Here is a 26,252-nt window from a genome sequence, read left to right on the forward strand (position 1 = left end):
TAAGTGCCCATAAACAGGCAGATCTCTGTTATAGTATTATAATAACTCTGTTTTATTGAAATGTACATATAAACTCTTGTTTTATCAGCACCATTTTTATACATATGTATATAACAGTTTGCAAAAATATATAATACAGATTAATAAAATTCACAAACTATTATAATACAATGGGGGATTTTGCTTGTCGGACAACTCGATTTATTACAAACGGACGATCGTCAAGAACGAATTATTTTCTTCCTTTTTGCAGCAAAACAGGCCGTTGCGTGTCTATTTGCCTCCCGGTTACAACGAGCTCCTTTCTTACCCTGTCATCTATTGCCAGGATGGCGAGCAGTTTTTCAATTTTGGACGTATCGCCACTCATATGAACCGGCTGATCTACGACGAAGGCGTCGAACCCGCCCTTATCGTCGGCGTCGATGTGGATACAGCGACCCGCACCTCGGAATACGCGCCGGAAGGCGAACGATTTACGGCATACTGCCGTTTTTTCGCCGAGGAATTGGTTCCTTTTATTGAACGAAATTATCCCGCCAGGCCGGAGGCTGCCGAACGGATCGCTGCGGGAGACTCGCTGGGCGGGACCGTTTCCTTGCATCTCGCTCTAGATTATCCTGACCTATTTTATAAAGTGTTATCCTTGTCCGGGGCTTTTCTGCAATCAACAAGGGATAGGCTGCAGCGGGAACGCGACTTATCGCGTCTGTATATGTACATGCTGATCGGACTTGATGAGCAAGAGGTGAAAACAGAGCGGGGAACATTCGATTTTTTGGCAGAAAACCGCAAAACAAAAGAGCTCCTCTTGGAGAGAAGCTCCCGTCTTCTATATGAGGAAAAACCCGGAAAACATCTGTGGGGATTCTGGCAAAACGAGCTTCCCGCAGCAATCAAGCTGATGATGAAAAACTAAAGCACCGGATACCGCTCCTTCAAAGCCGCCATAATGCTCGATACTTCCGCTTCCGCAGCAAGCGCACCGGCTTCTGCCGGTTCCAGAGAAACGCCCCCTCTTTGCAGCAATGCCGCAAACGAATCGGCAAATTGCAGCGCCGTCATAGGCGCAAGCAGCTCCGAAAGCGAAGCCATCCGCCCTTGCTCCACGGCCGGAAAACGATCGGCGCTTGCCCCATCGGCCGCAATCCGGTAAAAATCGCGGGCCAGCGCGGCCCGTTCGGCGCCGCCGCCTTCCACAACGACAAATGCTTGTACCGCATATGCATGCTGCCGCCGCCGCTGGGCAAGCCCGCAAAATTTGCGGCCGCCGATGCTGACATCGTAATCCCCTGGGCAATAAGAACCAGCGATTTCCCCTTTATCCACATCACTGTCAAAATGCGCAAGCGCGCCGGCAATCAGCCTGTACATCAGCTCAAAGTCGCCGCGAAAATCAAGCGCGCCATCCTGCCGCTTCGGCAAAACAAGCGAAATGTTGACGACTCCGAGATCCAGCGGAACCGCGGCCCCTCCTGAATTGCGTACGACCGCGGAGAACCCGCGGGCCCGCAGCATATCCATCGCCTGCCGCGCTCCGGGAAGCCGGCTGTCGCGCAGCCCCATAATAAGCGCTCCCGGATGCCGCCAAATGTGCAAAAACCCCGTTTGCCAAGCTGCAGCCCGCTCGCATAAAAGCTCGTCCAAGGCGAACGGATACAGCGCGTCCGGGTTCCACTCGTTCATCCGATCTATACATACAAGCCGGTTCGGCAGCGTTCCGTTTTCGATAAAACTTTTTAGCGACTCCAATCTTTCTCCCCCCTATGTCCCCCCACCGGGGGATCCCAGGCGCTGCGCCCTGGACCCGCCAGCCGTGGAGCGGCTTTTGTACCTCGGGCCCGCGCACTTGGTGTGCCTTACCTTCGCTTTAACTTGGTATCGGCACACCTGCGCTTTACTTTTTGGCGCGATGACGCGGGGCACGGCTTTGTGCCTCATGCCCGCACCTTTGTGCGCTTGCCGTCGCTAGCGCTTGGCTTTTACGCACAGTGCTCTACTCCGGCGTGATGATGCATCTTGTGATGACTTACACAGCCTAACACAGCCTTACACAGAACAGCAAGCTACGGCGGCTTCCACAGCAATCATCCCCGCTTCCGCCTAAGCCACCCCTTATTCGATCTCGCTGATCCTTGACTGTCCCCAAGACGCCACCTTTACACGTACGACCGTATTTCCCGCTTTCTTCTCCAGCTCACCGCCCGTGCCTTCGGGCACATAATACCGCTCCAGCCCGTATTTTACGGAAAATTGATCGTATCCGCTATAATCCACCCTGCCTTTAAGCGCAACCTGATCTGCGCTTACGGCTGGTTTAGACCCATAAACGGCGACCGGCTCATAGATATCGCCTTCCGGCTTGACTACGACATAAACGGTTTGGCCGTCCTCCGGCTTAGCGGTTCCCTCTTTCCATAACGGCATCTTAAGCCTGCTGATCTCGTAATTTAAGATCACATAGTCGCCGTACATCGCATCCCTTGGGTCAATCGGCTCCGTTTTCAGCCGGATTTCCTGCCCCCACGCGCCAACCGCCATATACGAAGCGGCAATCGCCAGCAAAAACAACGCTTGCGCGGCAGTCAGCAAGAGCAGGCGGGTAAAGCGGCTTCCGAACCATCTGCTCGCAGCCATCACTCATCCACCTTCCCTCTGCCTAAAAAATTGTTTTTGCGGCGATTCAGAAACCAGCTGAGCACAAGTAAAATTCCGCCGCCGAGTACAAAAAACAACGATTTGTCCATGAAGTCCCATGTCAGCTTCCCATAAGCAACCATCGTCACAAAGATAAACAGCACCGTGCCGAGATTAATCTTCATCCTCCACTCTTCGCTGTAACCGCGCCACAACACAAACAGCGAAAACAAAAACAGCATAACCAAATACAACAGGTCGATTCCGGAGGGAACGTACATGACCGGCAGGAACATCAGCCAGTCTCCGCTGCTGACTTCACGTTTGTTGCGCAGCTTGCCCCATGCCGACAAGGCCAGCGGCACAAGCAGTGCAGGCAGGTAATACGCCGCCCCGACAAAAAACTGTTCCGTTTCGGCAATACGGTTGTCGCCAAACAGCACTACGCCCACCCCTATTGCAAAAACGATCAGAAGCGGCACCGCCTGTACGGCTCCAAGCTCGCTGCGGTCCCGCAGCCAGTCCCCTGCCGCGTACATCAGCAGCGCGGCAGGGATAATCCAGCTCAGCTTCCAATCCATCAGCGAGAACAACATCAACACTTGAAGAAACAAGCTGAGATTAAACATCCAGGCAAGCAGATTGCTGCGTTGTCTTTTCCATACGTATCCCCCCAGCAGCACGGCCATGAGCGCAAATCCCGCATAGCTGAAATGCCGGAAACTGTCGACGGCGTATATTTGCGCCACATCAAATACGACGATGCTGATGAGATACAAATATCTGCTCCTGTACAAATACGCAAGCAGCGCTCCTGCCGAACCCCACACGATAAACGAAGCCGTATCGTATGCGACAAGATGAAACATTTGGCCGACCAGTGCAATTCCCGCTCCGAACGTGATCAGTCCGATACCGACAAGGCCGATCCCAAGTTTCTCGTGTCCGCGGCGCAGAAGTGTATCTCCAGAGATGTAAAATCCGCTCATGGCTATGATAATCGCCAGCAGCCGCAGCCACTGAGGAATATCTTGCCAGTTGGCGGCGATAAAACTGATAATGCCAAGCCCGGTCAATATGCTGCCAAGCACCGGAAGCAGCCCTATTGCGTTTTTCTTCTCGTCATATAAGCCCAATATTTGATCGTATTGCTCACGGCTTACGATTTGTTCTTCCACCCAACGCAGCCCTTCGCGTTCCAGCCATTTGCGTGACAAGGCAATCACCTCTGCATTTGTTATTAATTCAAGTATAGCCAAATGGGAAAAAGCGAGAAGTACTATTTTTTTATAGTACTCCTTGTTTACATTACATTAACTTTTCATATTAAGTTATGTTTCCGTAATGTAAATCCGTATAATCTGACTGTAAACATGTAAAACATTCGTAATTTTCTGTAAATCCGCTTGTTAAATGAGAAAATATGTAATATTATCTAACATAAATAACTATTTACATTACAAATGCCGGTTGATCCCAATCAAAGGAGTGAGCCTAACATGTACGACATGAAAATCTTGCTTTGCGACGATTCGCTGCTGGTCCGTAAAAAATTAAAAGGGGCTTTGGAGGAGCAAGGCTTTACCCGAATCGTTGAAGCGGTTGACGGCGAAGAAGCTGTGGCGTTATGCCAGACCGAGCAGCCCGACCTGGTGCTTCTCGATATCGTGATGCCCAAGAAAGACGGTCTCCAGGCGCTGCAAGAAATAAAGCACAATCATCCGGACATCCATGTCGTCATCGCTTCCTCCGTTGGCACCCAAAGCAACCTGATTAAAGCAATTAAACTTGGCGCGGACAATTTTCTGCAGAAACCGATCACCGCTCAGGCCATTGTCGAGATGATAGGTAAAATTACCGGACAGCGGGGTGAGCGTTAATGTTCGCGTTATATTTTGGACAGTTTCTGCTGAACCGCGGGTTAATTTCCGCAAGTGCGCTGGAGCAAGCCATTTCCGTACAGAAACAAACCCGGGTCAGACTTGGCGTTATGGCGATTAACCACGGGTTTCTCACCGCCGCCCAAGTGGAGGAAATTCATCTTCAACAAACGAAAATCGATAAGAAATTCGGGGAAATCGCCGTGATGCTTGGCTACTTGAACAACGAGCTTGTCGACGCGATTTTATCGACGCAGCAAAATGCGCATCTGGCGTTAGGCCAAGCGTTAATCGATCAAGGTCTGATCAGTTACGAGGCGTTTGCCGACGCTTTGCATCAATACAAGCTGGAATACAGCCTCTCCGACGAGCAATTTGAATCCATCATTAACGGGAGCATCGAAACTCTGCTTGAAGTTGTACTGTTTAAAGACAGCTCTGACTATGGACAAGCAATTTCCGATTACATCCGTTTGTTCGCCAAAAATATCATTCGTTTCGTCGACAGCGGCATCCGCTTGGAGTTAGGGTCCCCGGACGATGCGGCGGAATTCGCCTGGAAAGCCGAACAAAAGCTGAAGAATGCTGCTCTTCCGGCCGCGGGAATGACTGCAATCGGAGGGTCGGAGGTTTCCTTTTTGAAACTCGCTTCCTTGTACGCTCAAGAACCTGTCGAACAACCCGGAGAAATGATGGAAGCTTCGGTCGGCGAACTGCTTAACCTTCATAACGGAATTTATTTGGTCAATCTTTCCGTCCGCGATGTGGAGCTGGAAATGGAGCCGCAATCCGTTACGCGCGGCGGAGGTTTCAGCGGCGAGCTTCCGGCGACGGCTGCGGTTAGAGTGATCGGCGACCATTGGAGCGTTACACTGATGGTTTCGGATTTGGCCGCGCTTGTATAACATTGTGCTAACACTCTGAAACAGCAGTTAGAAAAACGAACAGCAGTTGCAATCGTTTAAATTCCTTTTAGATGCATGCCGTTTATATTCGACAAAAAAACGCGCCCCCTTCAGTTTAAGGGACGCGTCTTTTCCGTATTCGCCGTTGTCTGTGCAGTCATATCGTCTTAAGTATGGCTTTCGGTCTTATTCGAAACCTTGCCGTTTCTGAAGGTTACCTTCAGAGTACCGTCGCCGGTTTTGTATTCGTATGTTTGCACAGGATTCATTCCATTGTCATCTTGGGATTCACTGATCAGCCTGCCCATTTGCCCCATCGATTTCGACACCTGCTCGTATGTCATGCCAAAATCGACTTGATTGAACTGCTGAGGCGATGCCTGCGGCGTCTCCTTTGCACCTTCGGGTCTCGGCGGCAGCGGTGTCTCTGCCGGAGTGTTCGCCGGCGGAGCAGTGACGGGAGGCGTCGCGGCCGGTGGCGCCGGCGTGGCGCTTGCCGATCCGTTCGGCGGATTTTGCGAATCGGTTCCTGCCGGAGCAGGATTAGTCTGAGTTTCCGTATTGGTCGTTGGGGGCGTCGATTCGGCGTTGCCCGGATTTCCTGCGGCAGCGTCCTTTTGGCTGCATCCCGAGAGAACTAACAACAGTAAAGCAATTAAAGCGGCATATTTCATGATACATTTCTCCTCCCATTGCTGTTTATTTTGCTACAAATAGACAACGGCACGGATTAGCTTCATGAAGCTTATGGCACTTGCTCCTTCAGCGGAACAGCTTGCCTCCCTGTCATGTAATTGTAATACGGGTAACTTTTCATTTGGTGTCAAAATGATGAAAATTTATTTTAGCTGTTTCAATTGCTGCCGGTAATCGGTCGGAGTCAGCTCGAACCGTTTGCGGAATAGCTGCGTAAAATGGCGCATGTCCTGGTAGCCGATTTTTTCCGCTACGTCGGCCAGCTTGAGGGTAGGATCCTGCAGCAGCACCTTGGCCCGCTCCAGCCGCAGCCGGATCACATAATCTTTAAAACCTTGGCCCGTCTTCTGCTTGAACAACTGGCTGAAATAAACCGGGTTCAAAAAGACAACGGAGGCCACCTTCTCCAGCGACAGCTCATCTTGAAAATGAGCGTGAATATACTGCAGCGCCACATCGGTGACGCTTTCGCTGCGGCGTTCGTTGTCCGCCCCCTGCTGCCTGCCGTCTTGCTGGCGCATGCTCTGAACGGCTGCCGGAACAACCTGCGGATCGCGCAGCAATCCGCTTGCGACCGCTTGAAAGGGAACCTTCAAATAACGGTGCAGATGGCCGTTTAATTCCTTCATGAAAGGCTCGATGGAGCCATTTTGTCCGAGGGTAAGGATGCCCAGCAAACTATGGCTGTCAAAGCTGGCGACAAACCCGCTGCCATACGTATCGATCAGCTCGGAGAGCACATTTTCGATAATAAAATGCTCCAAATGCGCCTTGGCTTCGCCCTCCAGCTTCACCATCACCAGATAAAACTCGCGCCGATTGTCCATCAGCGAAGCCATATCGAACTGACCGGTGTCAAGCCCCGCCGCCCAACGCTGAAAGACAGCCTCCCGCCAATATTTCAGATTTGATTTCAGCAGCGCTTTTTCCCGTGTCAAATCGTTTTCGTGCTGCCGTTCTTCGGCCACCGCCTTCATCAGCTCAATCAGCTTCTCCTTGCCGATCGGCTTGAGCAAATAATCCTTAGCGCCAAGCCGAACCGCTTCCTGGGCATAAGCAAATTCGGAATGGGCGGAGATGACGATCCATTTCACATGCGGATGACGGCGTCTGGAAATGCGCATCAGCTCAAGTCCCGTCATGCCGGGCATAATAATATCGGTCAGCACGATGTCGACCGGCTGCTGGCTCAGCACCTGCACCGCTTCTTCGGGAGAAGCGGCCAGATGGACTGTGTACTCGGGAAAGCTGCTGTTTATTGTGCGTCTAACCCCTTCCCGAATGGCCCGCTCATCATCGGCAATCAAAATATGCATCTACCCTTCCCCCTTCGAATCCGTTATAGGCAGCGGTATGACAACAATCGTGCCTTTTCCGACCGAGCTGCGGACCTTCAACCCGTATTCTTCGCCGAACATCAGGCGCAGCCTCCTGTGAACGTTGCCAATCCCGATGCCTGCCCGTTGACTCGAGCCTGCGGCAGCCGTCTCCAGCCATGTCTGCCGTTCTTGCGGCCCTATGCGGTCTATGCGGGTTTCCGTTTGCTTCGCACCCGTTTCTCCCGAGTCCGTGTCGTCCTTCTCCAGCTCGCGGGTTATCGCTTCAAGCGTCACCGGCTCGATGCCGGCTCCGTCATCGGAAATGCACAGCTGCAGCCGGCCTTGGACGGGTGTTGTATATACGCGCAGCCGGCCGGGGCGGCTCAGCGGCTCCAGACCGTATTTCACGGCATTTTCGATGATTGGCTGGAGCGTCATTTTCGGCAGCCGGATCAGATGCCATTGCTGTGGCACGTCAAGCTCAATTGCAAGTCTCCCGTCAAGCCGCGTATCGATAATCGTCAAGTAATGGCCGATCTGCTCCAGCTCTTCGCCAAGCGTCACTTCCGAATTGCCGTCCCAACGGCTGCTGTAGTGAAACATATGGGAAAGCGACAGCACCACCTTGCACAACCGCTCATTTTCCCGTTCGTCGAGCATCCAATAGATCATATCCAGCGTGTTGTACAAAAAATGCGGATTGACCTGCGACTGCAGCGCTTGCAGCTGAGCGTGCTTTTCGCTTGCCGAGACCGCTTTGACCCGTTCGATCAATTCGTCCATCCGGCTTACCATATGATTAAACGAGGCAACCAAAAAGTTGATCTCCTCGTACGATTTCACTTTCAGCACACCGTGAAAATTCCCCTTCTCGACCTGTCTCATTTGGTGAATAAGCCGTTTCAGCGGGGAGGAAATGGTTCGCGAGACGAATGTCGCTAGTAGGGTGGATACGACAACCAGCACCGACCCGACAACCAGCAGGAAATGCTTCATCGCATCCAGCTCTACATTCAAATCGCTATCCGGCGTCATGCTGACTACCTGCCAATCCGCCATGGTAGGTTTGGAAGACACCATCAGATGACCGGATCTTGGAGCAACCTCGACCTGACCGTCCGCCGCGGCGGGAAATTCGCTTTTATGAGCCATAATATGGACCGGAGAAGGCAAAGCGGAAGCGACCACAGTCCCTTCCTTGGATAAAACCGCCACTTCGCTGTGCGGTCCGAGGCTCAAATTGGATAACCCCGACAAGATCGGTTTCGGGTCTGTTTCGATCAGTACAAGACCAATCGGCTTATGCTCATGAAGATCATACAGCAATCTCCCGAATGCAAACACCGGCCGCGCCTCCTGCTGATCCAGCAGCGATTTCGGATGCGCCCCAAGCCAGATCATTTCTCCCGTCGAGCGGGAAATCCGGTCATACCAATCCGACTGCGCATAACCCGGATCAATCACCGTCATCATATTGCCGTAACTGTAGATCGTCCCGGACAACGCGATAACATGTATGCCAATCAAATCCTCGCGGGAATAATAGATCGCGCCGATCATGTTGGTGATCGTTCGTTCGTTGATCATTTTCAGAGCGGGATCTTTGGCCGGCTCGGCCAACAGGCGCTGCAAGTCCGGGTTGCCGTTCAGCGATTTCGTCAAGCTGTCATAACCTTTCAATAACAGATCGAACAATACCATCGTTTGCGAAAAGTTTTTTTGCGCAATTTCGCCGATTTTATCGTGGAATTGATCGGTAGTCCGTTTGTAATATAAGGCGCTGACAATCAGGAGCAGACTGAGCATGCTGACCAAGAACAACACAAATAACCGGTTATGGATGGAGTGTATGCCCCGACGCACGCGAGAACTCCCCTTTCTTGCCGGCGCCTTGATCCCAAGGAGCGCCCAACACGCTCGGCCGGCCGCTTTTCCGCTGTTTAAGTGCTTTCATCATAACATAAAGCGGAAATCGCTTGAATCACTACAATTTGCCTTTACGCCGCATTACGATGGCTTTGGCAGCACGCATGCCGGCCCAGACGACGGCACACATGTCAGCTCTGGCGGCACGCATATCAGCCTTTACGACGCGTGATGCCGACCCCGGCGGCAGTTATCCTTTTACCGCGCCGGCAACCATGCCTTTAGAAATTTTCTCCGATAATGCAAAATAAACGATAATGATCGGCAGCGCCCCAAGCACTAGAAATGCGCCGATTGCGCCGTAATTGGCCGAATACTGGCTGACGAAGCTGTATACGCCAAAGGGCAATGTTTTCAGCTTCTCCGATGAGATAAACGTTGCGGCCAAAATATACTCATTCCAAATCGAGATACAGGTCAATATCGACACCGTCATGATCGGCGGCCTGGAAATCGGGAGAATGATGCTGAGGAACGTCCGGAAGACGCCGGCCCCGTCCATAACCGCCGACTCTTCAAGCTCATGCGGCAAACTTTTCATAAAACCGCTTAATATAAATACAGCAATCGGCGTGGAAAATGTAATGTAAGGTAAAATGAGCGCCAAATGCGTATTGAGAATATGAAGGTTTTTAAAAATAATCATCAGCGGCAGCAGCGTGGCTTGCAATGGAATCATGATGCCAACCAGAAAAACTAGCATAATTGCCTGTCCGAAGCGCCACCTGAACCGGGAGATGGCGTAAGCGACCATCGAGCTGAGAATGATGACCGCAACCAGCGTTACCGCCGTCACAAAAAAACTGTTGAACAAATATCTTAAGTAGCTGCCCGCTTCATAAGCATACTGATAATTGGCCCACTGAGGCGTATGCGGCAGTGAGAAAAAGCTGCCACTGAGAATTTCTTCATTGGTCTTCAGTGAGTAGATCAACAGCCACAACAGCGGATACATTTGCGTGACATATAACACCGACAGCAGAACCAGCGCAGCCGTCCTGGCGGCGGACCATGTGCCGCGTCTGGAGCGTCCCGCCGGCTTCTCCAGCGCCACATTAGAACGTTGACTCATGAGGGCTTCTCCTGTTCGTTAGCTGAATTTTTGTTCCCACTTGTTGAATACCTTGTTAAGCAGCAGCGTTGCCGCCAAACATTCGACAACCAAAAAAGCCGCCATCGCGCTGCCATATCCGTATTTCATCGACAAAAACGACATGTTGTACATATGCGTGGAGATCACGTCGGTGGCATGCGCTGGCCCGCCTCCGGTCATCACCATAATCATATCGAAAGCTTGCAGAGACCCAATCACGGAGAGCACAATCGATATTTTAAAAATCGGCACGACCATCGGAAGCGTAATGTGCCGGTCGGCCGTCAACCCTTCCGCACCATCGATCCGCGCCGCCTCGTATATTTCCGAAGGGATGTTTTGAACTCCGGTGAATTGAATTAATACATGGTAGCCAAGATACTGCCACAACGAGACAAAATAAAGCGCAAATATGGCGATATGCGGATCGGAAAGCCAAGTCTTGGCGAATTCCCCGAGGCCCGCGGAGATGAGCAATTGATTCAGCATCCCGCCTTGTGAAGCGGGGTTGTAGATCGTTTTCCACAGCTGGCCGATGACAACAACGGACAAAATGACCGGCACAAAGTAACTTGATACTAGAAAATTCGGCTTTCTCACGTACCGGCTGAGCAATATGGCGATAAACAACGCAAACGGAATTTCCGCCATAGAAAACAAAGCAAACATCAGCGTCCGGCCAACCGACGGCCAAAACACAGGGTCTTGCGTAAACAAAACTTTAAAATTATCCAATCCGACGAACTTCGATTCGCCGATTCCGTTCCAATCCAGCGTGGCGCTATAAAAGGATACGACGATCGGCACGTATACCAGTGCGACGTACAGCAGCAGACAAGGAAGCACAAACACAGCAATCGTCCACGCCGTCACTTTCATCCCGTTCATCATCAGCCCTCCATTTCTTAAAAAAAGGGAACCTCGGCGGGTTCCCTGTCGCAATCCGGACGTTCGCTCTTATTTGTTGTTTGATTCGAATGCGGTTTGATGTTCTTTCGCCACGTCTTTCGGATCTTTTTTCTGGATGAACAAGTTCTGAATGCTGGTCAAATGCGCTTGCGCCGTTCCCGGGTTCATCGTATTATCGAAGGCCAAATCTCCGCCTTGCACATTTTTGAACAAGTCAAGCACATCCATCGCCAGCTGCGAATATCCGGCCGCCTTGAAGTCGCCTTCCACATTTTGCCCCAAGCCAACGGCGTTTTTCATCTCAAACGAGACTTTCGGGAAATTGGTCATAAAATAGCTCAGAAATTCCTTCGTTTCCTTCAGATGTTTGCTGCCTGCCGACACCGCAAAAGCGCTGCCCGGCGCAAGCATGTATTGATCCACATTGCCTTTGCCGTCGATCGTCGGGAACTTGAATACGCCAACTTTATCTTTGACCGACGAATCGTCGATGCCGCCGGTCGCCCATGTGCCCATGAAATACATCGCCGTTTTGCCGGATTTGAACAAGCTTTCACCGGCATTGTAGTCAAACGACGTAGCGCCTTCCTGGAACGCTCCCGCTTGCACCAAATCTTGAAATTTCGCGACGGCGTCGAGAAACGGCTGGTCGCCGAACGTTTTTTTCTTGTCGAGCACATCTTTCAGGAAGCCGGGGCCGCCGTTCGTCCGAAGCAGCATATTCATGAACAGGAACGATCCGGTCCACGTATCTTTTTCGCCGATCGCAAACGGGGTTATGTTTTTCGCTTTCAGCTTTTTCGTCACATCAAGCAGTTCGTCGAATGTCTTCGGAATTTCGACGCCGGCTTGGCTGAACAACTCCTTGTTGTAGAACACCACCGCAATGTTGTTGCCGTCGGGAAGCGCATACACGTTATTGTTGAACGTATACGCGTCGAGAAGCCCTTTTTGGAAAGTGGCCTTAAGCCCGTTCTGATCCAGGATATCGTTCAGCGGGGCCAACAGGTTCGCATCGACAAACGGCTTCATTTGCGCTGCGGGATTAACGATCGTAATGTCCGGCACTTCCTTGGAGGCCGCCTGCGTTTTCAGCTTCAATTTTTGCTGGTCGGTATTGAGCGAATCCAGCTCAATTTTGATGTTTGGGTGTGCTGTCGTGTAGTCCGAAACAATTTTTCTTAATATTTTATAGGTCGGCGTTGTCGGATCGGGGTAAATGTTCTGGAATGTGATAGTAACTGCCGCTCCCTGCTTATCCTTTTCCTTGGATGCGTCCGCTGCCGAGCCGTTCCCGGAACCTGCCGCCGGCGTCTTGCTGTCTGCCCCCGCTCCGCAGGCCGTCAAGCTGGCCGCCACCATTCCCGTTACCATCATATAGGCTAATCTGCGTTTTTTCGTCAACTCGTTTTCCCCCTTGTCGGATGTATAGCCTTATTATGAGACACAGGCAGGTGGCGGACAATGTGCGAACTTAAGGAGTGATGTTTGATTTTTTTAGGTATTTCCGTGTTTCAAGGGCTTGAGCGCTGGTGTACAGCACTTGTTTCACTGTATAATATATGAATATCCTTCTTAATTTACATTTGACACAGGAGCTACTTGATTATGATGACAAGACGTAATTTCATTAAAAAGATGGCTGTTTTCTTCTCGTTTATCCCGCTTGGCGCAGCCGGATTTCTCGATTGGCTTTCCCGTACCCCGGCCAAACCAAAACCCGAACCTGCTCCGCCGCAAGCGGAAACGCCTGCTGAGCAGAAGCCCAAGGCGGTATCCACCGAGCCGCTCGCATCGATATTTTTGTTCAGCGATATGCATATTTCCGTCAGCGAGCCGTCCATGACCGAGAAGCTGCATTGGGCGCTCAAAGATGTAACGAATTTCGAATCGCCTGTGGACAGCATCGTGTTTGGCGGCGATTTGACCGATTTCGGACGCGCCAGCGATTATGCGCTGCTTCGCAGAACGCTTGACCAATACACGCTGCCCCAGCAGTACGGGAATATGGGCAATCATGATTATTATGATATTTGGCTGGACAAAAACGGCGCATTTTCCACCGAAACAGTGCCCAACGGAAAAACCGACGCCCAATCCCGGGCAAGGTTTCAAACCTTCTTCGGGTATACGAAGCCGTACAATGAGGCATATATCAACGGCGTTCATATTTTGCTCGTGTCGCAGGAGCTTTATTACCAGGAAAAACCGGAGGTTGGCGAAGGCGCCTGGTATTCCGATGAGCAGCTGAATTGGCTGGAGGAAAAAATGAAGTCGCACCAAGACGGCAAACCGGTACTCGTATTCATCCATCAGCCGCTGCCCGATCCCGGATTGGACGGCCGCACGCATCAGTTGATTCGGGCCAACGAGTTTCGCCGCATATTAAAACCTTACAAAAATGTATTTGTCATTTCCGGGCATACCCATCTGAACTTCGTCGGCGACCCTGGCAGGCATTACAATGAGCAAAATTCGTTCCATTGGTTCATCAATTCTTCCGTCGGCCGCGCCCGCTCTAACGACGTAGGCGGCACGACTAGCATGTCGCAAGGCATGTATATTCAAGTATTTGAAGACCGCGTTGTCGTCCGCGGCCGTGAATTTTCCAATAAAACTTGGATTAACGATGCGAACTGGACGGTTCCGCTGACATAACGCAAACTGCAGGGCTGCCCGCGACTAGCTTCTACAAGCAGGGCGGCTCTTTCCTGTTGTGCATACTATCAGGAAAGAATCGTATTATCCACGGAAGGGGCGTTTAGAAAAATGAATGTGCTTGTAACCGGAGGTGCCGGTTTTATCGCCTCGCATATCGTAGACAGGCTGATTGGCCTGGGGCATACCGTATTTGTTATCGACAACCTCAGCACAGGGCGGAAAGCGTACGTCAATCCCCATGCGACAATGCTTGAGGCCGATATTGTAAAAGACGATTTGAGCCGGGTATTTGCCGCTGCAAGAGCCGAAGCCGTTATTCATCATGCCGCGCAAATCGATGTGCAAACATCGCTGAAGTCCCCGGCGCTGGATGCCGAGATCAATATTGTCGGCACGATCCGATTGCTGGAGCAATGCCGCGACCAGGGAGTGCGCAAATTCGTTTACGCCTCGTCCGCCGCGGTATACGGCGCGCCCGAATATGCGGGAATCGATGAACGGCACCCGATTCATCCACTTTCCTTCTATGGGATTTCGAAGCATACCCCGGAGCTTTATTTGGAGGCTTTTGCCCGATTGTACGGAATAGACTACACCATCCTTCGTTATGCCAATGTATACGGTTATCGGCAGGATTCCAAAGGCGAAGCCGGCGTTATTTCCATCTTTGTGGACAAGCTGCTTCAAGGCGAAACGCCGCTGATCTACGGAGACGGCGAACAAACGCGGGATTTCGTGTACGTGAAAGACATTGTGGAAGCCAATCTGCTCGCGTTGCATCACAGCGGCGGGGCGACATTTAACATCAGCAGCAACACGCAAACGACGATCAACACGCTGCTGCGTTTGCTTTGCGATTTGACGGAACGGCCTTTTGCCCCCAAATACGCGCCGGAACGCCCGGGGGATGTGATTCACAGCAGACTCGATAACAGCAAAGCGGTCGCAGAGCTCGGTTGGAAGCCGGTTTACAGCTTACGCGAAGGGTTAAAAGAAACATGCGATCAGATCACGCGAGGCACCCCATAGCAGCCATCCATCCACATTAGCTGCGCGCAATCAACGCCCTCTTCGACAGGATAGCGGCACTTCCGCCGGCCTTTGCGCGGCATACCGTACTGTGTGATTCAGCCCCTCTCGGGGCGTACGCCCCCGTACCCTCTGCTACATCAAAGGGTCGTTTTTTCTCCCGAAATGCCAGTCCCCTCCTTCTCCTATTTTCTTCCGCCATTCATCCGTACAGAAAGTTTCACATGCGCTTTAGCGCTTTAATTAGCTTAAACTCCCCGTCACGACACAAAAATACACGGTGCCTGCGCCTTATTGCCTAAAAAACGAGTATATTGTAGGATTTTTAGCATTTATGTCGAATTTATTAATTACAAAAGTATACAACGGAAATGACAGGAGCGCTTATGGCCTTTATAAACCAGCTTGTTTACAATTTGTTAATTAATATAACCCCGATCATGCTTTACCATTTATTGCGCAATGATAAAGAGACGATTTCCGGCAAACTGTCGAGTCCTTATGGAATCGCTATCCTCTGCACAATAACCGCTATCCTGTGCATGTTGTGTCCTTTTTCGTTTACACCCGGGTATATGTACGACTTGAGATTTGTCCCGTTGTTTATCAGTTTTTTATTCGGAGGTATCCGTTCAGGGCTGCTTGTGACCGCCGTTCTCGTCGCATACCGGCTCCTGCTTGGAGGCGCCGGCGCTTACGCTTGGGTGATTTCGCTGGGCATCAACGTTATGTTGTACATTGTCTTCAGCAGGGGCTTAAGGCGGCTGGAACCGTCCCGGCGCATTTTATATTCGGGGGTTGTCTGTTTTGTCGGAAGTTTGTTTGTCCCGCTGCAGGCGACAATCAGGACCATTTGGACCGGAGCAGCCTTCGATACTTATTTCGTTCCTTATTTTTGTTTGTTTTCGATTTTACATATGGCAGCGGCAAGCACCGCCGTATGGGTGATCGAGCAAATTCGAAAAAATGTAAAACAACACGAATCCCAGCTGCAAGCGGAAAAAATCAATGTACTCAGCGAACTCGCCGCTTCGTTTGCCCATGAAATTCTTAACCCGCTTACGGTTACAAGCGGTTTTCTGCAAATGATGAAGCAAACCGGCATTCCCGATGAAAAGAAACAACTGTTTAATCGGCTTGCCTTAGAGGAAGTGGATAAAGCGCAAAGCATCGTGAAAGATTACTTGTCTTTCGCTAAACCGCAATTCGAGACTCAAGAGACTTTCGACGCCAAAACGCTGCTGGAAGAGGCGGGAGCCCAGCTCCGAAGTTATGCGCAGCTGCATCATGTCGCTATAGAGATGTTCCTCGAAGAAAAGCTGACGGTCTTTGCCAGCAGAGAGAAATTGGCCCAAAGCATCAGCCACATCGTCAAAAACGGGATTGAAGCGATGCCGCAAGGCGGCAAGCTGATTATTGTGGGAACGCTTCAAAATCAGCGGGTGTGCATCGACGTGATCGATCATGGTGTCGGCATGACCCAGGAGGAAATCGGCAGATTGGGCACCCCCCATTATTCCACAACGCAAAAAGGCACCGGTCTTGGCATGATGATGGCATACCGGATCATACATTTGATGCGCGGGAAAATCGAAGTAATCAGCGAGGTCGGCAAAGGAACCTGCTTCTCCATCTCCATTCCGGCCTCTGGTTCGGCCAGCTTTCACTGATCGGCAAGCACGTTCATCACCTCTTTGAACAAAGAAAGCGATTTGTTGCCTGCTCCTAACGGCACATTTTCAGCAACAACGGCAACCGCGTATTTCGGCTGTTCCACCGGACCGTAACCGATAAACCATTGATTGTCCGTTTCGCCTGGTCCGGTCGTCACTTGCCCGGTTCCCGATTTGCCGGCCAGATGCCACTTCGCTTGTTGTAGAGCGGTCGCCGTCCCGTGGTCAACCACATCGTTCATCCACTCCAGGAGGCGGCCTGCCGTTTCAGCTGAAATGCCGTTGGAACGGGATGCCAGTGTATGCAAAGCAAAGTTATCCATCAAGCGGCCGTTTTGAAAACGCAAGCTTTCGACGATCCGGGGCGACTTGACCTCCCCCTTGTTCAACAGCGTAACGACCATATTAGCTGCTTGCAGCGGGGTGACGCGGACATCCCGTTGTCCGATCGCAGATTGCATCAACACTCCCTGATCGTTTTTCGGCGTGTTTTGTGCAAAAATTTGCCCGCCCTCCTCCGCATCCCACTGCTGAATTCCGCTTTGACCGGCAAAGGTCCCGCTCCAGCCCACTCTCGCATCAAGCCCTAGCTTCCGGGCATACTGCTCAAGCTGCTCGCCGTTCAAACGTTCCATCAGCTTGCCAAAGACGATATTGCACGACTCGGCAAACGCCTCGCGGAAAGTAATCAGCCCATGCCCATCTTTCTTCCAGCAAGTAAAGCCGTATTTGCCAAGCGCCCCTTCGCAGTCAAACACTTCGTCGGGTGAAGCTGCTTTCTCCTCTAACGCCGCCGCGGCAACGACCGTTTTAAAAATAGATCCCGGAATCGTCGCTTTTAACGCTCTGTTCGCCCAGTCGCCTGTAGTCAGGTCAATCTGCTGCGGATCGAATTGCGGTCTGCTGGCCATCGCAACAACGTCGGCATTAGCCGCATCCAGAACGACGACCGAACCTTCTTTTATATGCAGCTTGTCCATCATTGTTTCTATACGTTGTTGAATATCGGCGTTTAACGTCGTGAATGCTTTAACCGGATAATACTCGTTGTTGGGGGACACCATGCGGGAAGCCAACCCGTCAAGGGGACGTTTCTGCGCGTCCGTAAATAAGGAAATCGAAGTGGGCCCGATGCCTTGCAGCCAAGGCTCCAACGTTTTTTCCAAACCCGCGCCGCCGATTTTGCTAGTTAACTGCAGTTCTCCTTTATGGAATTGGTCGACAAATTGTTGCGTGATCCGATCGGGGTTCTGCCCGATAAATCCGATGACGTGGCGTGCCAGCTGATTGCCGGTGTAGCGCTGCTTATATTCGGCGATTCGCAAATTCGGTAAGTGGAGCGATTCGATCTGGGCCATTTGCGGCTCTGTAAGCTGAACGGGAAGGCGTGGCGAACGGGACGATGCTCCGATATCGGCGGAGGGGCCTGTCCATATTTTTGGAATGTCCAGCTGTGCGACAAAACGCTCCCATTCTTCGGAATGAATATGCAGAATGTTGGACAAACTTGCGATCTGCTCACGATTTCCTCGAAAATCTTTTTCAACGGGAAACACAACAAGCACCTTTAATGGATTTCCTGTCAGCGGATAGCCATTCCGGTCGTAGAAGTCTCCTCTGCCGCTATCGAGAATCATTCCACCCTCCCGCTGCAGCACGGAGTTTGCGACCAAATCAACTTTATGATCGGTCAAACTTCTGGAAGCCACAAGCTGAACATATAAAAGCCGAATAACCAAGGCAAATAACAGCAATGCAATGCACAGCAGGCCGATAAATATTCGTTTTTGCCGTATTGTAGGGTCAATCCGCACCGTTGCCGCCCCTTTATCATTTCCATAAGCAATAATGGACACACTACCGCCTGTTACATGTCAGTATATCCTGTTGGCCTATGGGCAAAACGTGATCGTCAGCGAATCCCTCATTCATCCATATTGACTTGCTTTCATCGTCGAGGTATGATTGTTTGTGTCGTTAGTAATTTAGTAAATTAGTAATAAATAATCGAATGGGAGATGCTTTTATGAAAATACCAACTACATTAAAACATAAACCTGTTATTGTTTCCGAAAATTACGACCAAGTGGACGGCAGATACGTCGGCCACTCCGATGCCAAGGGCATTTCGCTAGGACTCGCTCAATGGAATGACAGGGGCAAGGTCGATATTTCCGCCAAAGTATGGAGATATACCGGAGAGAAATGGTCCCGGCAATCCGAAGAACTTCCTCTTCACCGTGTGCTTGATTTAGCCATTCTTGTGTCCCGGAGTTTGGCGCATTTTCGTGAAGCTTATCAATACGAGCATTTATACGACCCTCAGAACCCTGTGATCGACCGTGTCGGATTGCAGGGAGACGCGATGACCGTTGCCGTATGCACGGATAATGAGAAAATTAACGAAGATATCAAACTCTTCAGTCAAGCTCTCAGCGATGACGACGAGTTGATCGGCGAACGATTGCGTACCTTGTCCGGAATCTTAAAAGAACTTGGTTATTAATTCACCGAACCAGCCAAGTAAAGCAACAAGGAGGTTTTTAGAATGCTTGACAAACAGAAGAAGAAAGAGCTTTCCACCGCTTACGCCCAAACCTTTCGCTCCATGGGCGTCTATCAAATACGCAATACCGAAAACGGAAAACTATACGTAGACGGCACAATGGATCTGGATGGCGCACGAAACCGTTTGGAATTCATGAAACAAACGAAACTGAATACGATCATTGAGCTGCAACGCGATTGGAATACGTACGGCGGCGATTGCTTCGTATTTGAGGAATTGGACCGGATCAAACCCAAAGAGGAAATCATCACCGACAAAGCCGAGTTAAAACAATACCGGGATGAGGTCAAGACGCTGCTGGAATTATGGCTGGATAAACTCCAGCCTTATGGGGACAATGGATACAACAGGCCTAAGCGATAGGAGCTTTTTAAAATTCCATAAAAACGGGGCTTCCGGAAATCAGTGAAAACTGATTTTCCGGACAACCCCGTTTTTGTTTTCCCACTGCTGCAATGTTCGAACCGTGCCGTTTGGTTATTACACTTTAAACTTCGATAACGACTCTTGCAGCGAATTGGACAACGACTCCAGATTCTCCGACAGTCTGACGAGCCCTGAACTGATGTTTGTCTGCTCGTTGCTGAGCGAAGCAACTTCTTCCGATGTAGCGGAAGATTGCTGCGCTACTGCACTGACATTGGACATGGCTTCGGACAATACGAGCTGCGATTTATCCAGCGTTTGAATGGATTCCGTTACATCTTCCAACTGGTGAATAAATCCGCCCATTTGGCCCTGCACTTGCTTGAATATTTCATCGGCTTCTTTCACCGAATCAATTTGCTCTTTGAAGATCGGATACGCCGCGGACAATACGTTTACCGTCTCATCAACTTCCGTTTGAATCGTCTCTGTAATTTGGCCTACAACCGCAATCGATTGACGGGACTGGTCAGCCAGCTTGCGAATCTCGTCGGCAACCACCATAAATCCTTTGCCGGCGGTGCCTGCGCGGGCTGCTTCGATGGTAGCATTCAACGACAAAATGTTCGTTTGTTTGGTGATGTTGTTAAGCACTTCCAGGATTTTGCGGATCGACCGTGTGCTTTCTTTCAGCTTATCGACCTTCTCCACCATGGAGCGTGTCATCTGTTCCGTCTTGTTTGTTTTCTGGATGAGCTCGGACATATACTGAATACCTTGCTCACTTGATTTATGCACTTCGGATGCAGCGTTGCCCATATCCACATTCGATTGCACCACCGTTTGCATCTGCATACCGATTTGTGCGGTCAGATCATTGCCGCGTTCCGATTCGACGGCCAAGCTGGATGCGCCGTTAGCGATTTCTTCCGTTGCGATAGCGATTTCCTTGGCGGACGAAGCGGTTTTCTTCGAAGCATCTGACAAATCGACCGCTGTTGTCAATACTTCCTTCGCCGAATCGTTGGTTTGTTTAACCAACTGCGTAATTTTCTCCATCATCTCGTTAAAGCTTGCTCCAAGCTGGCCAATCTCATCTTGTCGCGTAATTGTCGTGCGAACGGTCAAATTCCCCTGCTCGCCTTCTTTCATCAAGTTCCGGATCGTGACGATCGGACGCCCAATCATACGCGCTACGAAAAAGCCGATAATAACCGCAACGATCGCTGCGATAAACGCAAGCAGCCACGTCATGTAGTTGATCTTCTTGGCGTCTTTAACCAGTTCTTCTACACGCATCGCGCCCAGCAAATACCATTCGGTCTTCTCCGATTTATAATACACGAGCTGAAGCCCGTTTTTATCGTCCGTATAACTGTTTTTATTGTCGTCGCTTGTCAGTACGCTTTCGGGCAATGGCGTTGTAGACGGTTTTCCGAGCAGCGTATTGTCCTTCTGGTAGACGACTTGATTTTTGCCGTTGACAATGGACGTCATACCGCCGTCGCCCATGTTGATTTGTTCGATCTCTTTGCCGATTGCGTCCAGATCGATTTCCATCAGCATAACGGCTTGAACGGAGCTGGAAGTTGTCGATTTCAACACACGGCCCAGACCAAATACCATGCCGCTGTTGCCTGCGGTTTCATTAAAGCCTTTTACCCTGGTTTCAAGCCAAGTAGCTTTACCGTTCGCCTCAACGGTCCGCTTGAACCAATCTTCATTAGCGACTGTGCCGGTTGCAGATCCGGAGGCTCCCGAAATCGTTATCGTTTCCCCGTTGGACTTATATAAATGCAAGGCTTTGATCGCTTTATTGGAGTAAATGAACACATTCAGCTTGTCGCCAAGCTTTTGTCTGAATTGCAAGAAGTCATACGAAGTTCTGTCTACGGAATCCATCTGTGACAGCATCGTTTTTAAATCATTGTCCAGCATAATTTGCAAAGACAGATCTTCGAACACGCCATAAAGCAAATCCAGCTTTTGTCCGGCTTGCGTGATCGTCTGCTCCGATGCTTCCGCCACTTTATTCTGGATAACCCCTTTGGAAATGTTGTAGGAAATCATCCCGACTGCCAAAACGAAAAACAAAATACTGACGAAAAACGTGACAAACAGCTTCATGCCAACCGACTTTATCGGATTTTCGAGGCGCATGCCCTTCATCGACTGTCCCATCGTTTGCAAATCGTTTTTGCTCAGCTTCGTTTTAGACCCCACCTTGCTTACAGCATCTTTCAACTTATCCAACTTGTTATTGCCTTTTCCGTTCAAAAAAGTCACCGCCCAGTATGTATTAATGTCAGTTTTTTACTTAAGGATGCGCTCAAGGCCGAAAGTATTAACACTTTATTTACTAAATTCGACACATTGTAGCAAACTCCTCCAAATCTTTTTTGCAAGAAGAACAGAAATCAACATATTTTAGCAAATTATGTATTATACAATAGATTCGACAACCAACCGAAATATCCTCCAATCTTTAGACCCATTTTTTTGCGTAAAAAAAGCTCCTTCCTAAGACTTTGGAAAGAGCTTTCTAATTCAAATTAACTATTTTTTCTTGCGCATCATGTCGTAAGGTTTCACCGGCTGCTCGACCTTCATCCGAATCCGCTGCAGCGGATGTCTGGCCGCGTCAAGCACATTGCCTTCGGTATCGCGGATTTCTCCGACCTTTTGCTTAAAGAAGGTGCCGTTCGGACCGAAGAACTCCACTTCCTGTCCCGGCTTGAAATGATTGCGCTGCTCGACGAGCACTTCACCCGACTGTTCGTCATATTCCACGACAAGACCGGTGAAATCGTAATTGATCGGCTTGTCTTCCGGTCCGAAAATATGCTCCTCATGCCCCGGTTCTTTGAAGAAAAAGCCGGTGTTCAACGGACGGTTGGCCGCTTTATGAATTTCGTCGAGCCATTCCCGTTTCAGCTCATAACCTTCCGGATCGGCAAAATAAGCGTCAATGGCCTGCCGGTACGCATTCACAACCGTAGCCACATAATGAATGCTTTTCATCCGGCCTTCGATCTTGAAGCTGTCTACTCCGGAACGGATCAATTCAGGCACATGCTCGATCATGCTCAAATCTTTGGAGCTCATGGAAAACGCTTCTTCTTCTTCATCAAACACACGAATATCCTGAATTTCGGTCTGATCTTCGCCTGCCGGTTCCCCGGTAAACAAATCGTATTTCCAGCGGCACGATTGGCAGCATCCGCCGCGGTTCGAATCGCGGTCTGTAAAATGGTTCGACAGCACGCAGCGTCCCGAATAAGAGCTGCACATCGCGCCGTGGACAAACACTTCGATCTCGATATCCACATGTTTTTTGATATCGACGATTTCCTGCATCGTCGCTTCGCGCGCCAAAACGACACGGTCGACGTTCTCTTCTTTCCAGAATTGAACGGCCTGCCAGTTCATGGTCGACTGTTGGGTGCTGAGGTGAATTTCAAGCTTGGGAGCGACTCTTTTGCATGTTTCAATAATCGTCGGGTCGGCCACGATAATCGCGGCGACTCCCGCATCCTGAATGCCGCGCAAGTAGTCCTCTAACCCCTCGATATCTTCGTTGTGCGCGTATATATTGGTTGCGACAAATACTTTAGCTCCGTATTTGGCGGCAAATTCTACGCCTTCGCGCATTTCCTCAAATGAGAAGTTGTCCGCATTAGAGCGTAGTCCGTATTGTTGGCCGCCGATATATACCGCGTCCGCACCGTAATGAACGGCGAACTTCAGTTTTTCCAAACTCCCTGCCGGCGCAAGCAGCTCCGGTTTCTCCAGCTTGACTCGCTTGCCGAGCAGCTCATCCCTTGTTAGTGTCTGCACTTGTTCTCACTCCTCCCTTGGATTAATAAACCTGCTCTTTATAGAAAAAGCCGAAACTTAACTCGCGGTTTTTCGGCTGCAGCGCTTGAATTTCCTCCAGCAGCCCCTCGTCAAACGAATATTGCTGCGGATTCGCATAATAAGCATCGATGGCGGAACGGTAGCAGCGCACCGCCGTTTCGTTATAACGGACCGATTTTAACAACGATTCGATCTTCACGCTGTCCACGCCGCCTTCCAGCAGCTCATGCACACTTTCCAGCATGCAGATATCATCCGAGCTCATAATATGAGTGCCATTGATGTCTTCATACACCGGGTAGCGCTCATCGCGGCGCTCTTCTTCGATAAGATACAACCCTTGATCTGCGCCCAGCTCCGACTTTTTCTTGCCGGCGCCTTGGTGTTCCGTATAATTAACGAGCAGCGAACGCTTGGAATGATATATATTGGTCGTTCCGTGCACTTGCACCTGCACTTCAAGCTTGGCATGACGTTTGATCTCCAGCACCTGATCCATGTTCAGCTCGCGTGCCAAAATGACCCGGGACGCTCCTTTGGAGGCCCAATAGTTGGCTGTTGCATAGTTGGTAGAAGTCATCTCCGTATTCCAATGCAAGGCAATCCCGGGCGCAGCTTGTCTTGCCGCCATCAGCACGGCCGGATCGCCAAACACGATTGCGTCGGCTTGCAGTTCCTTCAGCTTCTGCAAATATTCCGGCAGCAAACTCACCGTATCGTTGTCTATAATATTGTTGACGACCACGTACACTTTGGCGCCTTTGGCATGTGCTTCAGGAATCGCCACGGCCAATTCGTCCAGCTTGATTTCTCCCGGCAGACGCATGCCAAAACGATGTTCTCCCACTTGAACCGCATCGGCTCCGGCTTCGATATAACGCAGCATCTCCTCGGGAGATCCTGCGGGTATTAGCAGTTCGGATTTTTTCAAAACGGTCACTCCTATTTTTTGCTTGCAGCGTTATTTTTCAAATGCTCATCAAACGTTTTGGCGAACAGATGGCCTTTGCTGCCGTCTTTTTTGGTCACATAAAATAAAAACGGCGTGTTGTCCGGATACAGCGCGGCGCGAATGGAATTCAGGCTTGGGCTAGCGATCGGCCCAGGCGGCAAACCGGCATGCAAATACGTATTGTACGGGCTTTCGAGCTGCAGATCCTTCTCGAGCAGCCGTTCCTTCGGTTTATCGAGCATATACTGAATCGTCGCATCGATTTGCAAATTCATCTTTTTGCCGAGCCGGTTATAGATGACGCTGGCCACCAGCGGCCGCTCTTCATCCAGAACCACTTCCTTTTCAATCAAGGAAGCGACCGTCAGCAATTGGTGAAAGTCCAAATCTTTCGCTTTCATAACCTGCGGCCAATCCGGCGGAAGCTGCTCCAGCTTCGAATCGAGCTCACCGGTCATGCGATCTATCATTTCCTGCACGCTGGCGTCTTTCTTCCATTCGTAGGTGTCGGGAAACAGATAACCTTCCAGCCGGTGCTTGATTCCCGGGTTATTGGGGATCCCCTGCAGCGATTTGGCGGCATACGCGTCAGGTTGATCGGCTGCTTGCATAATCGTCTTCGCTTCGATGCCGGTTTGCGCGCTTACCTTGTCGGCAATTTGCTGCAAAGTAAACCCTTCGGGAACGGTTAAGCGGAACGTCTCTTCTTTTACGGTCTGCCCTTTATTCAGCTTATCGATAATTTGAGCGGCGGTGATGCCGGAAGCCATCTCATACTTGCCGGCCTGAAACTTGGCGCCTTCTCCGACATATTTCAAGTAATACGTAAAAACGGCGGCATTGCGGATAATCCCTTGCTTCTCCAATTGCTTTGCGATGCCGGCCGATCCGGTTCCCGGCAAAATCTCGAATTGCACGTTGGCCCCGCCTTCCGGCATCGGCTTTAAAGCATTGGCAAGGTACAGACCGATTCCGATTAGAAAACCGGCAACGGCCATTGCAGCAAGCGCCGCAATCCATATCCTGTTTGCTCTTCTGGAAGCTCGGTAATGCATATTCAACTCGTCTTAACGCTCCTTCTTAGGCGAAAACGAAAAAGAGCGGAGATTAACGTCCGCTCGGCAGTTTTTCGCTAGTAGAACTACTCGATATCCGCTGGAAAGGTCATCTCGTCATAAAGCTCGGAGACCGTCTCCCACTCATCGTCGTCTTCGATCGTCTCCAATTCAAGCTCTCCATCCTGCTTGACGGAAACTTTAAAGATAGCAACTTCCTCTTCCTTCTTCAGTTCATCGGACTGAATGACCGCATAGCCTTGTTCTCCAAGCTTGAATTCGGCCAATATGCGGTATACGGTTGATTCATCTTGCTCATCATATAAAATAATATCATCTCCGTACTGGGAGCGCAACTGATTCGTTTCCTTCATATCTGCGAGCGAATACAACTTATAACCTCTCTTTCGGATGCGGTTAGTCCGCATCCTCCTGATTCATTTCGTCCATCAACGTGTTAAACGTCTCTTCGACGATATTCCATTCTTCTTCGTCGTCAATCGTGTACAACTGCAGGTCGTCGCCGTCTTCTTCATAACGGAAGGCGTATACCTCGTCGGATTCTTCGTCGCCCTCTACCGGGACAACCATCATGTACTTTTTGTCCGAGCCGTCCACCTCAAATTTCATGATGACTTCGAACTCTTCTTCATTTCCTTCATCGTCCGGAATAAAAATGATTTCCGGTTCTTCCTCGTTAAGCAATTCTTCTTTAGCCATGCCG

The 26,252-nt window shown here is 50.4% G+C and carries 24 protein-coding genes; 8 read left to right on the forward strand and 16 right to left on the reverse strand.

The genetic code is table 11. From position 1 onward, the window contains the following. The first annotated feature begins 184 nt into the window (after positions 1-184). Positions 185-919, forward strand: a complete 735-nt coding sequence (locus tag EYB31_RS00685; RefSeq protein WP_131011349.1) for an alpha/beta hydrolase — start codon at positions 185-187, stop codon at positions 917-919. On the opposite strand, the gene EYB31_RS00690 is transcribed toward EYB31_RS00685, so the two are convergent. The 3 genes from EYB31_RS00690 to EYB31_RS00700 all read right to left on the reverse strand — a co-directional run bounded on the left by EYB31_RS00690 (position 916) and on the right by EYB31_RS00700 (position 3,863). Then, entirely contained in the window at positions 916-1,752 is an 837-nt protein-coding gene (locus EYB31_RS00690) for a lipoate--protein ligase family protein (protein WP_240761981.1), read from the reverse strand. The two genes, EYB31_RS00685 and EYB31_RS00690, sit on opposite strands and share 4 nt — an antisense overlap. A gap of 363 nt (positions 1,753-2,115) precedes the next feature. Beyond that, positions 2,116-2,637, reverse strand: coding sequence for a GDYXXLXY domain-containing protein (locus EYB31_RS00695; RefSeq protein WP_131011350.1), 522 nt, complete (start codon positions 2,635-2,637; stop codon positions 2,116-2,118). Then, entirely contained in the window at positions 2,637-3,863 is a 1,227-nt protein-coding gene (locus EYB31_RS00700; protein ID WP_420819411.1) for a DUF2157 domain-containing protein, read from the reverse strand. Before EYB31_RS00700 ends, EYB31_RS00695 begins: the two co-directional genes overlap by 1 nt. Before the next feature lie 273 nt (positions 3,864-4,136). Here EYB31_RS00700 and EYB31_RS00705 point away from each other — a divergent pair, with 273 nt between their 5' ends. Then, positions 4,137-4,517, forward strand: a complete 381-nt coding sequence (locus tag EYB31_RS00705) for a response regulator transcription factor (RefSeq protein WP_131011352.1) — start codon at positions 4,137-4,139, stop codon at positions 4,515-4,517. After that, positions 4,517-5,422 (forward strand): cyclic di-GMP-binding domain-containing protein, MshE-related, encoded by a 906-nt coding sequence (locus tag EYB31_RS00710; RefSeq protein ID WP_131011353.1) that lies wholly within the window; start codon positions 4,517-4,519, stop codon positions 5,420-5,422. Before EYB31_RS00705 ends, EYB31_RS00710 begins: the two co-directional genes overlap by 1 nt. Positions 5,423-5,589: 167 nt before the next feature. On the opposite strand, the gene EYB31_RS00715 is transcribed toward EYB31_RS00710, so the two are convergent. The 6 genes from EYB31_RS00715 to EYB31_RS00740 all read right to left on the reverse strand — a co-directional run bounded on the left by EYB31_RS00715 (position 5,590) and on the right by EYB31_RS00740 (position 12,742). After that, positions 5,590-6,096 (reverse strand): hypothetical protein, encoded by a 507-nt coding sequence (locus EYB31_RS00715; RefSeq protein WP_131011354.1) that lies wholly within the window; start codon positions 6,094-6,096, stop codon positions 5,590-5,592. 165 nt (positions 6,097-6,261) lie between these two features. Further along, the gene (locus tag EYB31_RS00720) at positions 6,262-7,434 is read right to left on the reverse strand and encodes a response regulator (RefSeq protein ID WP_131011355.1); all 1,173 of its coding nucleotides are present in this window, start codon (positions 7,432-7,434) and stop codon (positions 6,262-6,264) included. Beyond that, positions 7,435-9,300 (reverse strand): cache domain-containing sensor histidine kinase, encoded by a 1,866-nt coding sequence (locus EYB31_RS00725; protein WP_131011356.1) that lies wholly within the window; start codon positions 9,298-9,300, stop codon positions 7,435-7,437. It lies immediately after the preceding gene. A 253-nt stretch (positions 9,301-9,553) separates the two neighbouring features. After that, positions 9,554-10,318, reverse strand: a complete 765-nt coding sequence (locus EYB31_RS00730; protein ID WP_420819412.1) for a carbohydrate ABC transporter permease — start codon at positions 10,316-10,318, stop codon at positions 9,554-9,556. 135 nt (positions 10,319-10,453) lie between these two features. Next, positions 10,454-11,344, reverse strand: a complete 891-nt coding sequence (locus EYB31_RS00735) for a carbohydrate ABC transporter permease (protein ID WP_131011638.1) — start codon at positions 11,342-11,344, stop codon at positions 10,454-10,456. Between the two features lie 69 nt (positions 11,345-11,413). Further along, positions 11,414-12,742, reverse strand: coding sequence for an extracellular solute-binding protein (locus EYB31_RS00740; RefSeq protein ID WP_131011639.1), 1,329 nt, complete (start codon positions 12,740-12,742; stop codon positions 11,414-11,416). A gap of 231 nt (positions 12,743-12,973) precedes the next feature. Here EYB31_RS00740 and EYB31_RS00745 point away from each other — a divergent pair, with 231 nt between their 5' ends. The 3 genes from EYB31_RS00745 to EYB31_RS00755 all read left to right on the forward strand — a co-directional run bounded on the left by EYB31_RS00745 (position 12,974) and on the right by EYB31_RS00755 (position 16,725). Beyond that, on the forward strand, positions 12,974-14,023 hold the full coding sequence (locus tag EYB31_RS00745; protein WP_131011358.1) for a metallophosphoesterase family protein: 1,050 nt from the start codon (positions 12,974-12,976) through the stop codon (positions 14,021-14,023). Positions 14,024-14,134: 111 nt separating this feature from the next. Next, complete coding sequence (locus EYB31_RS00750; protein WP_131011359.1) at positions 14,135-15,055, forward strand: NAD-dependent epimerase/dehydratase family protein; 921 nt, start codon at positions 14,135-14,137, stop codon at positions 15,053-15,055. Positions 15,056-15,441: 386 nt separating this feature from the next. Beyond that, entirely contained in the window at positions 15,442-16,725 is a 1,284-nt protein-coding gene (locus EYB31_RS00755) for an ATP-binding protein (protein WP_165452133.1), read from the forward strand. Here the strand turns inward: EYB31_RS00755 and EYB31_RS00760 are convergent. Further along, positions 16,719-18,584, reverse strand: coding sequence for a peptidoglycan D,D-transpeptidase FtsI family protein (locus EYB31_RS00760; protein WP_240761982.1), 1,866 nt, complete (start codon positions 18,582-18,584; stop codon positions 16,719-16,721). The genes EYB31_RS00755 and EYB31_RS00760 overlap by 7 nt on opposite strands. A 170-nt stretch (positions 18,585-18,754) precedes the next feature. On the opposite strand from EYB31_RS00760, the gene EYB31_RS00765 reads away from it, so the two are divergent. After that, the gene (locus tag EYB31_RS00765) at positions 18,755-19,234 is read left to right on the forward strand and encodes a DUF6530 family protein (RefSeq protein WP_131011361.1); all 480 of its coding nucleotides are present in this window, start codon (positions 18,755-18,757) and stop codon (positions 19,232-19,234) included. Positions 19,235-19,276: 42 nt separating this feature from the next. Continuing rightward, positions 19,277-19,660: a GIY-YIG nuclease family protein gene (locus tag EYB31_RS00770; protein WP_131011362.1), complete on the forward strand. Its 384-nt coding sequence runs from the start codon at positions 19,277-19,279 to the stop codon at positions 19,658-19,660. Between the two features lie 117 nt (positions 19,661-19,777). Here the strand turns inward: EYB31_RS00770 and EYB31_RS00775 are convergent, their stop codons facing one another. The 6 genes from EYB31_RS00775 to EYB31_RS00800 form a co-directional block, all read right to left on the reverse strand. Next, positions 19,778-21,844, reverse strand: coding sequence for a methyl-accepting chemotaxis protein (locus tag EYB31_RS00775; protein ID WP_131011641.1), 2,067 nt, complete (start codon positions 21,842-21,844; stop codon positions 19,778-19,780). A 375-nt stretch (positions 21,845-22,219) separates the two neighbouring features. After that, positions 22,220-23,500 (reverse strand): peptidase U32 family protein, encoded by a 1,281-nt coding sequence (locus EYB31_RS00780; protein ID WP_131011363.1) that lies wholly within the window; start codon positions 23,498-23,500, stop codon positions 22,220-22,222. A gap of 22 nt (positions 23,501-23,522) precedes the next feature. Next, positions 23,523-24,452, reverse strand: coding sequence for a peptidase U32 family protein (locus EYB31_RS00785; RefSeq protein WP_240761984.1), 930 nt, complete (start codon positions 24,450-24,452; stop codon positions 23,523-23,525). Between the two features lie 11 nt (positions 24,453-24,463). Then, the gene (gene mltG, locus EYB31_RS00790; RefSeq protein WP_131011642.1) at positions 24,464-25,528 is read right to left on the reverse strand and encodes an endolytic transglycosylase MltG; all 1,065 of its coding nucleotides are present in this window, start codon (positions 25,526-25,528) and stop codon (positions 24,464-24,466) included. Positions 25,529-25,614: 86 nt separating this feature from the next. Next, positions 25,615-25,902 carry a DUF1292 domain-containing protein gene (locus tag EYB31_RS00795; RefSeq protein WP_131011364.1) on the reverse strand — a complete coding sequence of 96 codons (288 nt, stop codon included), beginning with the start codon at positions 25,900-25,902 and terminating at the stop codon, positions 25,615-25,617. Positions 25,903-25,945: 43 nt separating this feature from the next. After that, positions 25,946-26,248, reverse strand: a complete 303-nt coding sequence (locus EYB31_RS00800) for a DUF1292 domain-containing protein (protein WP_131011365.1) — start codon at positions 26,246-26,248, stop codon at positions 25,946-25,948. Between the last annotated feature and the right edge of the window lie 4 nt (positions 26,249-26,252).

Origin of the sequence: Paenibacillus thalictri, assembly GCF_004307995.1 — a bacterium.
GTDB classification, from domain to species: domain Bacteria; phylum Bacillota; class Bacilli; order Paenibacillales; family NBRC-103111; genus Paenibacillus_AF; species Paenibacillus_AF thalictri.